Annotated in this window: 14 protein-coding genes; 4 read left to right on the top strand and 10 right to left on the bottom strand. The window is 70.2% G+C overall.

Going from position 1 to position 12,684, the window contains the following annotated elements; all coding sequences use genetic code 11:
• Positions 1-28: 28 nt before the first annotated feature.
• The 3 genes from F1734_RS12290 to pgsA form a co-directional block, all read right to left on the bottom strand.
• Positions 29-424 carry a helix-turn-helix domain-containing protein gene (locus F1734_RS12290; RefSeq protein ID WP_010592666.1) on the bottom strand — a complete coding sequence of 132 codons (396 nt, stop codon included), beginning with the start codon at positions 422-424 and terminating at the stop codon, positions 29-31.
• 146 nt (positions 425-570) lie between these two features.
• Complete coding sequence (locus tag F1734_RS12285) at positions 571-1,071, bottom strand: CinA family protein (protein ID WP_026137742.1); 501 nt, start codon at positions 1,069-1,071, stop codon at positions 571-573.
• A gap of 8 nt (positions 1,072-1,079) precedes the next feature.
• On the bottom strand, positions 1,080-1,736 hold the full coding sequence (gene pgsA, locus F1734_RS12280) for a CDP-diacylglycerol--glycerol-3-phosphate 3-phosphatidyltransferase (protein WP_010592668.1): 657 nt from the start codon (positions 1,734-1,736) through the stop codon (positions 1,080-1,082).
• A gap of 132 nt (positions 1,737-1,868) precedes the next feature.
• Here pgsA and F1734_RS12275 point away from each other — a divergent pair, with 132 nt between their 5' ends.
• Positions 1,869-2,396: an amino-acid N-acetyltransferase gene (locus tag F1734_RS12275; protein ID WP_082061259.1), complete on the top strand. Its 528-nt coding sequence runs from the start codon at positions 1,869-1,871 to the stop codon at positions 2,394-2,396.
• A 31-nt stretch (positions 2,397-2,427) separates the two neighbouring features.
• Entirely contained in the window at positions 2,428-2,712 is a 285-nt protein-coding gene (locus F1734_RS12270) for a YciI family protein (protein ID WP_010592670.1), read from the top strand.
• Between the two features lie 23 nt (positions 2,713-2,735).
• Here the strand turns inward: F1734_RS12270 and F1734_RS12265 are convergent, their stop codons facing one another.
• The 6 genes from F1734_RS12265 to thyX all read right to left on the bottom strand — a co-directional run bounded on the left by F1734_RS12265 (position 2,736) and on the right by thyX (position 10,890).
• On the bottom strand, positions 2,736-3,722 hold the full coding sequence (locus F1734_RS12265) for a TerC family protein (protein WP_010592671.1): 987 nt from the start codon (positions 3,720-3,722) through the stop codon (positions 2,736-2,738).
• A 207-nt stretch (positions 3,723-3,929) separates the two neighbouring features.
• Positions 3,930-6,596 (bottom strand): FtsK/SpoIIIE family DNA translocase, encoded by a 2,667-nt coding sequence (locus F1734_RS12260; protein ID WP_192811058.1) that lies wholly within the window; start codon positions 6,594-6,596, stop codon positions 3,930-3,932.
• A gap of 82 nt (positions 6,597-6,678) precedes the next feature.
• Positions 6,679-7,302, bottom strand: coding sequence for a TIGR03085 family metal-binding protein (locus tag F1734_RS12255; RefSeq protein WP_026137743.1), 624 nt, complete (start codon positions 7,300-7,302; stop codon positions 6,679-6,681).
• Positions 7,303-7,362: 60 nt separating this feature from the next.
• Positions 7,363-9,180 (bottom strand): ribonuclease J, encoded by a 1,818-nt coding sequence (locus tag F1734_RS12250; protein ID WP_017680686.1) that lies wholly within the window; start codon positions 9,178-9,180, stop codon positions 7,363-7,365.
• A complete protein-coding gene (gene dapA, locus F1734_RS12245) occupies positions 9,177-10,085 on the bottom strand; it encodes a 4-hydroxy-tetrahydrodipicolinate synthase (RefSeq protein WP_010592676.1) in 909 nt (302 codons plus the stop codon). Before dapA ends, F1734_RS12250 begins: the two co-directional genes overlap by 4 nt.
• 49 nt (positions 10,086-10,134) lie before the next feature.
• Entirely contained in the window at positions 10,135-10,890 is a 756-nt protein-coding gene (gene thyX / locus F1734_RS12240) for an FAD-dependent thymidylate synthase (protein ID WP_010592677.1), read from the bottom strand.
• A 116-nt stretch (positions 10,891-11,006) separates the two neighbouring features.
• On the opposite strand from thyX, the gene F1734_RS12235 reads away from it, so the two are divergent.
• The gene (locus F1734_RS12235) at positions 11,007-11,525 is read left to right on the top strand and encodes a toxin-antitoxin system HicB family antitoxin (RefSeq protein WP_010592678.1); all 519 of its coding nucleotides are present in this window, start codon (positions 11,007-11,009) and stop codon (positions 11,523-11,525) included.
• Between the two features lie 60 nt (positions 11,526-11,585).
• Complete coding sequence (locus F1734_RS12230; protein WP_010592679.1) at positions 11,586-12,023, top strand: SRPBCC family protein; 438 nt, start codon at positions 11,586-11,588, stop codon at positions 12,021-12,023.
• Positions 12,024-12,046: 23 nt separating this feature from the next.
• On the opposite strand, the gene F1734_RS12225 is transcribed toward F1734_RS12230, so the two are convergent.
• Positions 12,047-12,529 carry a flavodoxin family protein gene (locus tag F1734_RS12225; RefSeq protein WP_010592680.1) on the bottom strand — a complete coding sequence of 161 codons (483 nt, stop codon included), beginning with the start codon at positions 12,527-12,529 and terminating at the stop codon, positions 12,047-12,049.
• Between the last annotated feature and the right edge of the window lie 155 nt (positions 12,530-12,684).

Genomic DNA, 12,684 nt, shown 5'->3' with positions numbered 1-12,684 from the left:
GCCAGGCCGTCGCGGTCCGACCTCCATGTTATGCGGCAGCCAGCGCGCGTGCCGCCGGCGGCGGGATCACCACCCGCGTGTCCTGCGCCACGAGTGCCGCGTGCTCGGCGGCGAGGGCCTCCGAGTCGCGGGGAGCCGGCTCGGCTCCGACGACCGCCGCTCCCACCGGGGTCCGGCCGCGGGCGGGAACCGCATCGGCGAGCGACTCGCTGACGTCGAAGAGCACGTCGGACAAGGGCACGTCGAGGGCGTCGCAGATCGCGGCGAGCAGTTCGCTCGACGCCTCCTTGCGTCCGCGTTCGATCTCGGAGAGGTAACCGAGGCTGACCCGGGCGCTGCTGGAGACCTCACGCAGGGTGCGGCTCTGCGAAACGCGGGTGCGCCGAAGGCTGTCACCGATTGCCTCACGCAACAACAGCGCCATCCCATCCTCCTTCGTCCGTCGTCGCTCAACCCGTCAACGCACGACGCACGTCGCCGGGTTCCCGGCTCCCCGCCCGGGCACGAAAACCCCTGCCGGGCGCGGCTCCGCACGGGTCCGGTTGCCACCGGTACCGCGGTGTCAAGACACTACATCCCCGCGGCGGCGTGCACGCGGGTGAGTAGGCCCGACACGGCGGCGTGGGTGGCACCGGACCGGATGTCCCACCGGTCTCCGGACACCGACGGACAAGTGACCACCGTGCCTCCCGGTCCGGCGATCCCGAGGTACAGCGTGCCCGGCGGATGCCCGTCCTGCGGATCCGGCCCGGCCACGCCGGTGACGCCCACGCCCCACGTCGCGGCGCAGCGCGCCGCGGCGCCCTCGGCCAGGGCCGCGGCGGTCGACTCGGAGACCGGCCCGTCCGCCGCGAGGCGCCCCGCATCCACCCCCGCCAGGGTGGACTTGAGGTCGGTGGCGTAGACGATCAGCCCGCCGCGCAGCACCACGCTTGCACCGGGTACCCCGGCGATCGTCGCCGCAATCAGCCCGGCCGTGAGAGATTCGGCCGTCGCCACCGTCTGCCGCTGCGCGGCCAGGGCCGCGACCAGCTCCGCGGCCGCGGTACCGGCAACGAGGGGGTCGGGCACCATCCCACTCACTGCCCGTGCTGTTGCTCGACGCGGTGCACGCCGGCGCGTAGCCGCACCGCCTGGACGACGTAGTCGATGCCGGTGCCGACCGTCAGGATCACTGCCAGCGCCATCAGCGCGACCGCGAACGGCGTCGCCGCCGCCGGCAACGGCAGCAGGTACAGCACGATCGCGAGGGACTGGAACAGGGTCTTGGCCTTGCCGCCGCGGCTCGCGGGGATCACCGCGTGCCGCAACACGAAGAAGCGCAGTGCGGTGACGCCGAGTTCGCGCGCCGCGATGATGCCGGTCACCCACCACGACAGGTCACCGAGCAGCGACAGGCCCACGAGGGCGGCGCCGATGAGGGCCTTGTCGGCGATCGGATCGGCGAGCTTGCCGAAATCCGTCACGAGTCCGTGCTTGCGCGCGAGCTGGCCGTCGATCCGGTCCGTGATCGCCGCGACGGCGAACACGGCCGTGGCGGCGAGGCGCCACGCGGCATCGTGGCCGTCGCCGGCGAACAACACCAGCAGGAACACCGGCACCAGAGCGATCCGCACCATGGTGAGGATGTTGGCGATGTTCCACAGCGGCACCGGCTCCGCGGCCGCGGGCGCGTGCGGCCCGGGGGCCGCCGCGGCCCCACCGGTCCCGGCCACCTCGGGATGCGGCGCGCTCACACCGGCCTCCCTGCCGCGGACGGCGCCGGGGGACGACGCGGACCCGGGTCCGCCGGGGCGACACGTGAGCATGGAGATCCGACCGGCACACGGACACAATATCGGTAGAGCGACCGGCTACTGTTCACCACTATGAATTCGCGGACGACGGACCCGGAACCCCACGACCGCATAGTCGTGCGACGGGCGCGAACCGGCGACATTCCGGAGATCAAGCGACTGGTCGACATCTATGCGGGCAAGATCCTCCTCGAGAAGAATCTCGTCACGCTGTACGAGTCCGTGCAGGAGTTCTGGGTGGCCGAGACGGCGGGCACCGTCGTCGGCTGCGGGGCCCTGCACGTGCTGTGGTCCGACCTGGGCGAGATCCGCACCGTCGCGGTGGATCCGCGGGTCAAGGGCCGCGGAGTCGGCCACCTGGTCGTCTCCCACCTGATCGACGTCGCCCGCGACCTCGAACTGGAGCGGCTGTTCGTACTCACCTTCGAGGTCGAGTTCTTCGGCCGGCACGGATTCACCGAGATCGACGGCACTCCCGTCACCGCGGAGGTGTACGCGGAGATGTGCCGTTCCTACGACACCGGTGTGGCCGAGTTCCTGGACCTGAGCTACGTCAAGCCGAACACCCTCGGAAACACCCGGATGCTGCTCTCCCTCTGAGCCTCTTCCCCCACCACGAATGCGAGGATCCATGCCGCTGTTCGCTGTCGAGTACACCTACTCCGAGGCCACCGCCGACGGCCGCGACGAGCACCGGCCCGCCCACCGGGGCTGGCTCGGAGCACTCGTCGACGCCGGGACGGTACGCGCGACCGGCCCGTGGGCCGACGGGTCGGGCGCGCTGATCGTCGTCGAGGCTGCGGACGAGCCGGCCGTGCGCGAGGTCATGGCGCAGGATCCCTTCGCGCGTCGCGGCCTGGTCGACGACGTCCGGATCACGGAGTGGCTCCCGGTGATGGGCGTCTTCAACGACTGACGCCCCTCACCGGTGCCGCGAGGTCAGGTGAGGTCGGCCTTCTCGCTGCGCGTCTTGAGCAGACTCGCCACGGTCGTCACCACGAGCACACCGACGATCACGCCCAGCGACAACCACGTCGAGATCTCCGGCACCGCGACGTGCTCCCCGCCGTTGACGAACGACAGCGTGTTCTCGTGCAGCGCGTGGAGCACCAGTTTGATCCCGATGAACCCGAGGATCACGGACAGGCCGTAGGACAGGTAGACCAACCGTTCGAGCAGGCCGCCGATGAGGAAGAACAGCTGTCGCAGGCCCATCAGAGCGAACGCGTTGGCGGTGAACACCAGGTAGGGCTCGCTGGTGAGGCCGTAGATCGCGGGGATCGAGTCGAGCGCGAACAGGATGTCGGTGAAGCCGATGGCGGCCAGGGCGAGCAGCATCGGGGTCGCGAACCGCTTGCCGTCGATCCGGGTGAACAGCTTGTCGCCGTGGTACTCGTCGGTGGTCGGGTACACCTTGCGGACCAGGGAGACGATCCGGTTCTCCCGCTCCTTCTCGTGCTCGACCTCCTCACCGTGCTCGCGGATCAGCTTGATCGCGGTGTAGATGAGGAATGCGCCGAAGAGGTAGAACACCCAGCTGTAGGTGTTGATGGCCGCGGCACCGACGGCGATGAACGCCCCGCGCATCACGAGTGCCAGGACGATGCCGATGGTGAGTACCTTCTGCTGGTACTCGCGCGGCACCGCGAAGGTCGACATGATGATCACGAAGACGAACAGGTTGTCGACGCTGAGAGCCTTCTCGGTGACGTACCCGGCGAAGTACTCACCGCCGTACGTCGGTCCCCAGACGGCGAACACCACGACGCCGAACACCACGGCGAGGCCGATGAACACCGCCGACCAGAAGCCCGACTCGCGCAACGTGGGCGCGTGCGGTTTGCGGACGTGCGCGTAGAAGTCGAAGACGAACAGTCCCAGGATCACCAGGATGGTGACGATCCAGACGAGCGGGGTGACATGCATCTGCAGGCATTCCTCCGGTAGGCACAGCAAACCACCGGAGGTCTCTCCCACCTCGACTCACGGCTCCGAGGAGCGGCTTCGAGGTCGACAGCCCCGGGACGACATCGGTGTCGCACGTGTTGACGGAACTGCCGCGAGTTAGGGGATACTCCCCTCCACTTCGTCCATTCAACCACATGCGGGAAGCGGCATCGATCCGTGCCGCCCCTACTCCGCCGGTGCCGGCGCGTCCGCGTCCCCGCCGCCCCGGATGGAGAGCAGCAGGCCGTCGAGTTCGTCCGGCTTGACCAGGACCTCCCGCGCCTTGGAGCCTTCGCTGGGACCGACGACCCCGCGGGTCTCCATCAGATCCATCAGGCGCCCCGCCTTCGCGAACCCGACCCGCAGCTTGCGCTGCAGCATCGACGTCGACCCGAACTGACTCGACACCACCAGCTCGACCGCCTGCAGGAACACGTCGAGATCGTCACCGATGTCGGGGTCGACATCCTTCTTCTCGCCGGGCTTCGCGGTGGTGACACCCTCGGTGTACTCCGGTTCCTTCTGGTTCTTGGCGAAGTCGACGACGGCCGCGATCTCCTCGTCGGTGATGAACGCGCCCTGCATTCGGATCGGCTTGCCGGCACCCATCGGCAGGAACAGGCCGTCACCCATGCCGATGAGCTTCTCGGCACCGGGCTGGTCGAGGATGACTCGGGAGTCCGTCAGCGACGAGGTGGCGAACGCGAGTCGCGACGGCACGTTCGTCTTGATCAGACCGGTCACCACGTCGACGGAGGGCCGCTGGGTGGCGAGCACCAGATGGATGCCGGCGGCCCGGGCCTTCTGCGTGATCCGCACGATGGCGTCCTCGACGTCACGGGGGGCCGTCATCATCAGGTCGGCGAGTTCGTCGACGATCGCGAGGATGTAGGGGTACGGCCGGTAGACCCGCTCGCTGCCGAGCGGCGCGGTGATCTCGCCGGACCGGACCTTGGTATTGAAGTCGTCGATGTGCCGGACCCGGTTGGCCTGCATGTCCTGGTAGCGCTGCTCCATCTCCTCCACCAGCCACGCGAGAGCGGCGGCTGCCTTCTTCGGCTGGGTGATGATGGGCGTGATCAGGTGCGGGATGCCCTCGTACGGCGTGAGCTCGACCATTTTCGGGTCGATGAGGATCATCCGGACCTCGTCCGGGGTGGCCCGCACGAGCAGCGACACGAGCATCGAGTTGACGAAACTGGACTTGCCGGAGCCGGTGGAGCCGGCGACGAGCAGATGCGGCATCTTGGCCAGGTTCGCGCAGACGAAGTCGCCCTCGATGTCCTTGCCGAGCCCGATCACCAGCGGATGGTGATCCTTGCGTGTCGACGGAGCGGCGAGCACGTCGGCCAGACGCACCAGTTCGCGGTCCGAGTTCGGGACCTCGATGCCGACCGCGGACTTGCCGGGGATCGGCGCGAGCAGGCGCACGTTGTCGGTGGCCACGGCGTAGGCGATGTTGCGGGCGAGCGCGGTGATCTTCTCGACCTTCACGCCGGGTCCGAGTTCCACCTCGTACCGTGTGACCGTCGGGCCGCGGGTGAAGCCCGTGACCGCGGCGTCGATCTTGAACTGTTCGAGCACCTCGGTGATGGCCTCGATCATCTGGTCGTTCGCCGAACTGTGCTTCTTGGGCGGATCGCCCTCGAGCAGCAGCCCGAGCGACGGCAGAGCGTAGTCGCCCTCCACCACCCGGTCGGGAACGAGCGGCTCGAGCTTGCCGTCGTCGGAGGGTTCCTCGACCGGCGGGACCGGCGCGGGAGCCTTCTTGGACCGGGCGCGGGCGCGCGGCGGCTCGGGTGCCGGTTCCGGTGCGGGTTCCGGCGCCGGAGGCGCGGCGGGCGCCGGCTCCGGATCCCACACCGGCAGCACCTCGGTGCGGGCGTCGCCGTCGAATTCGTCCGTCGGGTAGTTCTCGACGGGGGTACGCCGCCGGCCCCGGGTACGCCGCTCGACCAGGTAGCCGTCGGCGTCGAACAGAGTCGGGTCGTGCTCCGGGTCGTAGTCGTCGGCGTGGTCCGGGTCGTACGCGCCGTACTCGTCGTCGGCCCGATAGTGCAGGCCGAAGTACTCGCGGAACATCCCGGGCAGTTCCCGGATCGTCGTGCCGGTGAGCAGCAGGATCCCGAACCCGGCTGCCATCAGCAGCAACGGCACCGACAACCACACCGTCAGACCGTCGGTGAGGGGCCCGCCCACCAGATATCCGAGGAAGCCGGCGCCCCCTGCCCGGCCCGCGCCGTCGGTGGGCATGCCCGAGGCGATGTGCCACAGGCCGAGCGCGGGGAGGGCGACGAGTATCGACCCCAGGACGAGCCGGGGCCGGATCTCCGGCCGCGGCTCGGTGCGCATGAGGACGACCGCGATCACGAGACCGGTCAGCGGCAGCACGGCGCTGGCGCCGCCGACGAGCGCGCGGACCGCGGCCTCGATCCAGCCGCCGAGCGGGCCGCCGACGGCGAACCAGACGCTGCCGGCGACGACGACGCTCGCGGCGATGAGCCCGAGGGCGATGCCGTCGCGGCGGTGGCCGTGCTCGACCTCCGTCACCCTGCCCACCGTGCGGGTGGTGGCACCCACCCCGCGGGCGATCATCGTCCAGCCGGTGCCGATCCCGCGGCCGAGCGTCTGCAGGACGCCCGGCCGTGACGAACGAGAGGGCGCCTTGCGCCGGGGGCCGGCGGTGCTGCGAGCCGGGCGTCGTGCGGCGGGTTGCCGGCGGGTCGTCGTGGCGGGCTTGCGGGTGCTGCCCTTCGCCCGCGACGCGCCCGAGGCCCCGGACGAGCCGCGCGCCCCCGACCTCGACCGTGAGGTCGTCGACGACGATCCGCGGGCACCCGACTTTCCTGCCATACCCGTCAGGTTAGTCGCAATGTCCACAACCGAACCATCCGCAACACCGGCATCAGCCGCGCGCGGTGGTCACACGGGCGGATCAGATGCCGCGACCGGACGCGGCAACCTCCGCGACGTCGGCGGCCGGCCCGGTGGTCTCGACGCGCACCTCGTCACGGCCGAAGGCGTGCAGCAACAACTCGGACGGTTCGCCGCGCAGGATCACGGTGCGCGGACCGCGCCGACGGACCGTCGCGCGGGTGCCGTCGGGGCGCTCGAACACCACGGTGACGTCGGTGCCGCGGTAACCGCGCCGGCCGATCTGCCGGGCCATCTGCCACAGGCGGTCCTGGGTCGGTGCGTCGAGCGGTCGCGGCTGCCACCCGGGCGCGGCGCGGCGCACGTCCTCGTGGTGGACGAACATCTCCGCGGCATTGGCGATCCCGTCGACGAGGTACAACGGCGACCAGACCGGCGGGCCGGACTCGATGTCGGCGAGCAACTGCTCCCACGGTCGGTCCGCCGCCCCGGCGCGCACCCGCTCGGTGTGCCCGGCCAGCGGAGGCAGGACGATGCCCGGCATCGTGTCGATCCGGCGTTCGCGGACCACGAGATGGGCGGCCAGGTCCCGGGTGGTCCAGTCCCCGCACAGGGTGGGGGCGTCGGGACCGGTCTGCGTCATGGTGCGGACGAGTGCGTGTCGTTCGTCACGGGCGAGGCTCACACGGCCCACTGTAGCGTCGGACCACCGCTGCCGCCGGACCGTCCGCGCCGTGGAGTGCCGCTACGCCGGACCCGGAACGGTGATCACCGTCGGCACGATCATCGGCCGGCGACGGTAGGTGTCGGACACCCAGCGCCCGACGACGCGGCGGATCGCCTGGGCGATGCGGTGGGCGTCGTCGATGCCCTCGGCAGCGAGTTCGTTGAGGACCTTGTCCACGAGCTGCGCGGCCTCGGACAGTGCCCCCGGGTCGTCGGAGAACCCGCGGCCGGACACCCCCGGCGTGCTCACGGCGCGGCCGTTCTCGTCGACGGCGACGGAGATGGAGATGAAGCCGCCCTCGCCGAGGATCAGCCGGTCCGACAGGGTGGATTCGCCGACGTCGCCGACCGACAGGCCGTCGACGTAGACGTGGCCGACGGGTACCTGCCCGACGATCTCCGCGAGCCCGTCGACGAGGTCGACGACCACGCCGTCCTCCGCCAGCACGATCCGCTCCCGCGGAACCCCGGTCGCCTCGGCGAGCGCCGCGTTGGCCCGCAGGTGCCGCCATTCACCGTGCACCGGCATCGCGTTCGTCGGGCGCACCGCGTTGTACAGGTACAGCAGTTCGCCCGCGGAGGCGTGGCCGGAGACGTGCACCTTCGCGTTCTGCTGGGTGACGACGGTGGCGCCACGCTTGGCGAGGCCGTTGACGACCGCGAACACCGAGTTCTCGTTGCCCGGGATCAGCGAGGACGCCAGGACGACGAGGTCGTCGGCCCGGATGTTGATCTGCCGGTGTTCGCCCCGCGCCATCCGGGAGAGCGCGGACAGCGGTTCCCCCTGGGAGCCGGTGGAGATCAGCACGAGCCGGTTGTCGGGCAACGTCGCCGCGGTGTCGAGATCGACGACGAGCCCGTCCGGCACCCGCAGGTAACCGAGGTCCTGCGCGATCTGCATGTTGCGCACCATCGACCGCCCGACGAAGGCGATGCGGCGGTTGTACCGCTCGGCGACGTCGACGACCTGCTGGATGCGATGCACGTGGCTGGCGAAGGACGCGACGATCACGCGCTGGGTGGCCTTGCCGATGACATTGTCCAGCACGCCGCCGATTTCGCGTTCCGGCATCACGAAGCCGGGAACCTCGGCATTGGTGGAGTCGACGAGGAACAGGTCGACGCCCTCGTCACCGAGCCGGGAGAAGCCGGCGAGGTCGGTGAGGCGGCCGTCGAGCGGCAACTGGTCGAGTTTGATGTCGCCGGTGTGCAGCACGAGGCCGGCCTCGGTACGGACGGCGACGGCGAGCGCGTCCGGGATCGAGTGGTTGACGGCGAAGTACTCGCACTCGAACGGCCCGTGCGTGGTCCTGTCCCCCTCGACGACCTCGACGAGGTTGGGACGCAGCCGGTGCTCGCGGCATTTCGCGGCGACGAGTGCGAGGGTGAACTTCGAACCCACGACCGGGATGTCGGGACGCAGCCGCAGCAGGAACGGCACCGCCCCGATGTGGTCCTCGTGCCCGTGGGTGAGGACGACGGCTTCGACGTCGTCCATGCGGTCCTCGATGTGCCGGAAGTCCGGCAGGATGAGGTCGACGCCGGGCTGCTGATCCTCGGGGAAGAGCACGCCGCAGTCGATGACGAGGAGCTTGCCCTGGTGCTCGAAGACCGTCATGTTGCGGCCGATCTCGCCGATGCCGCCGAGCGCGACGACGCGCAGACCCTTGCGCGGTGCCTTCGGCGGGGTGCCCAGACGCACCGACATGTCCGCGACCTTGCGCGGGTCGGGCCGCTGGGTGTCGGCCGAATTCTGCACGGTCCGGCGGACGGGCCGGGTGCTGGGCGGTCCGGCGTTGCGGGTGGCGCGGCCCCGGCCGCGCGACGGGCGGCTCATGCGAGCACCCCTGCGGCGTGCAGGTCGGCGGCCAGTGCGTCGATCTGCAGGGAGGTCGGCGCCACCTGCGGCAGGCGGGGCTCGCCGACGTCGAGGCCCATCAACCGCAGCCCCGCCTTCGACGCGCTCACCCCACCGAGGCGGGAGACGGCACGCAGGATCGGCATGAGGCTCAGGTTGATCGCGCGAGCGCGGACGAGATCACCGGCCTGGAAGGCGTCGTACAGCTCCCGCAGGCGGCCGGGCACGAGATGACCGATGACACTGACGAATCCGACGGCACCGACCGACAGCCACGGGAGGTTGAGCGGGTCGTCTCCGGAGTAGAACTTCAGGTCGGTGGTGCCGATGAGCTCGGCGCCGGCGTTGAGGTCGCCCTTGGCGTCCTTGACCGCCACGATGCGGGGGTGCTCGGCGAGCCGGCGCAGCGTCTCCGTTTCGATCGGCACGACCGAGCGCGGCGGTATGTCGTAGAGCATGACGGGCAGGTCGGTGGCGTTCGCGACGGCCGTGAAGTGGGCGTAGAGCCCGGCCTGCGGCGGCCGGGAATAGTAGGGGGTGACGACGAGCAGTCCGTGGGCGCCGGCTCGCGCGGCGTCGCGGGCCAGTTCGACGCTGTGGGCGGTGTCGTTGCTGCCGGCGCCGGCGATGATCTTCGCGCGGTCCCCCACCGCGGCGAGCACGGCGCGCATCAGCTCGAGCTTCTCGTTCTCGGTGGTGGTCGGCGATTCACCGGTGGTACCCGCGAGGACCAGCGCATCGCAGCCGCCGTCGACCAGATAGGCGGCAAGACGCACACCCGCGTCCACGTCGAGCTTGCCGTCGGCGGTGAACGGGGTCACCATCGCTGTGGCGATGGTGCCGAACGGAAGCTCGACAGCAGAAGCGGAATCACCGTTGGTCATGGTCAGAAGGCTACCGCGTGACCCGGGCTCTTCCACACACACCTGCCGGTCAGGTCTCGGTCGCGAAGGCACCGGCGGCAACCTCGGAACCGTCGGGCAGACGGGTGATAGTGAAGTCGCCGAAGATGTTCGGCGCGGCGTCCTGCAGCTGGCGCAGGCACTCGACGGCGAGGCGGCGGATCTCGACGTCGGCGTGCTCGGTCGCACGCATCGCCACGAAGTGCCGCCAGGATCGATAGTTGCCGGTGACGACGACGCGGGTCTCGGTGGCGTTGGGCAGTACCGATCGCGCGGCCTCGCGGGCCTGCTTCGCACGGATCGGCCCCTCGGGCAGATGGGACAGCTTCTCGTCGAGCGCGTCGAGCAGTTCGATGTACGCGGCCCGGCTGGACTCGGTGGCGGCGAGGAACAGGTCCTCGAGTCGCGGGTCCCCGGCCACGGCCGGCGGGACCACGACCGGAGCGTCGCTGCCGCGGACGAACCGCTGGGACAGCTGCGAGTAGGAGAAGTGGCGGTGCCGGATGAGTTCGTGGGTGCAGGACCGGGAGATGCCGGTGATGTAGAAGCTCACCGAACCGTGCTCGAGCACGGACAGGTGCCCGACCGTGAGCAGGTGGCGCAGGTATCCGGCATTGGTGGCCGTGCGGGGGTTCGGCTTGGACCAGCTCTGGTAGCACGCCCGGCCTGCGAACTCGGCGAGTGCCTCTCCGCCGTCGGCGTCGGTCTCCCAGGGCACGTCGGCGGGCGGGACGAACTCGGTCTTGGCCACCAGCCTGACCTTGAGCGTGACTGGCTCGGGCGCCATCGGTTCTCCTCCAGGTTGTCGATCCAGTCGACCGTAGCGCCGCGCGGGGCGGCACCCGACCGCGGGCTGCATTCCGACGCCTTGACTGACATCACATATGACGTCATGATGGCGTCATGCGCCTCGATCCGTATCTGGATGCGATCACCGATTCCCTCGTCGCCGCCGCGGAACTCGGCGACGAACAGACCCGCCGGACCGCGGCGGCCCTCGCCGCAGCGGTCGCTGCGCCCGCCCGCCTGGCCGTGCTGCAGGCACTGTCGGACATGGCGGCGGAGATCTCGGGCGAACTCGGCGACCGGGTGGTCACCGTACGTCTGGACGGCGACGACGCCGTACTCGAGGTGCGGTCGGAGATGTCCGCCGAAACCCCCAGCCCTGCCCAGACTTTCGAGGACGTCACCGGAGACATCAGCCGGGTGACCCTGCGCCTGGTCGAGCAGATCAAGGCCCGCGCCGAGGAGGCGGCGGCCCAGAACGGCGTGTCGCTGAACTCGTGGGTGTCGCAGGCCGTCCAGGGGGCGCTGCGCGAACAGATGCGATACCAGCGCCGCGCCGACGAGCGCGCCACGAGGCGCCCCGCCGACGAAACCGGAGCGGGTCCGTCCGAAACCTCCGAGCGCGAGGACGGTTGAGCGGGAGGCGGTGCGGTACATTGCCGACGCACGTCACCCGAAAGCCGAGGAAGTGAGCGCATGGCCGTCAGCAGTTCCAGCAGTTTCGAGATCAAGGCCGACCCGAGTCGCGTGATGGCGGGCATCGCCGCGGTCGATCGACTGCCGGAGTGGTCCGGTCCGCACAAGACCGTCGTCGTCGAGACCACCCACCCGGACGGCCGCCCCCACCGCGTCCGGATGACCGTGTCCATCATCGGAATTCACGACGAACAGGTGGTGGACTACTTCTGGAACGGCGACGAGTCGATGTCCTGGACCCTGATCGAGAGCCACCAGCAGCATCAGCAGGACGGCACCTACACCCTCACCGCCACCGAGAGCGGCACCCGGGTGGACTTCACCCTCACGATCGACCCGAAGATCCCGCTGCCCGGCTTCATGGTGAAGAAGGCGCAGAGGATGGCGATGGAGACCGCCGAGAAGGGTCTGACGAAGTTCGTCGAGAAGCTGCTCTGACGCGCCGCGCGGTGTCCGCGCGGTCAGACCTCCGGTGACACGGACACCGCGACGGTCGCCCCGAGCTCGTAGCAGCGCTCCCGGACCTTCGCGTCGATCGGACCGGTGATCTCGAGGTCCTGCGTGACCTGCGCCAGGGCGAGGCCCGTGACGAGTTTCCGCACGGAGGCAACGGCGCCCGCGGTGTCGTTGTTGCCGTGCACCCACAGCCCGTACGGCCGCCCTGCGACCGCGTCGAGGCACGGGTAGTAGACGGTGTCGAAGAAGTGCTTCAGGGCCCCCGACATGTACCCGAAGTTCGCGGTGGTGCCGAACACGTAGCCGTCGGCGGCGAGCACATCCGGCACCGTCGCACCGAGCGCGGGCACCGTCCGCACCCGCACCCCGGCGATGTCGGGGTCGTGCGCCCCGGCGAGCACCGCCTCGAGCAACTCGCGGGTCGACGGGGACGGGGTGTGGTGGACGACGAGCAGCGTGCGCTCGCCGTCGGCAGGAGCCTCGGTCACACCCTGCAGGGTACGTCGCCGGCCGCGCGGTGTCCGTGCCCCGCAACGGCACCCGCCACCCGCGCCGGGCCGGGTGCGGGTGCCGCCGACGTGGATCGAGCGCATGTACCGCCCGCGACTGCCGAGGAGAGGACCGATACATTCGCTCGGCGCGG

It is taken from the genome of Rhodococcus ruber (genome assembly GCF_016804345.1).
Taxonomy (GTDB): domain Bacteria; phylum Actinomycetota; class Actinomycetes; order Mycobacteriales; family Mycobacteriaceae; genus Rhodococcus; species Rhodococcus ruber.
This window is presented reverse-complemented; position numbering and strand designations above follow the sequence as displayed.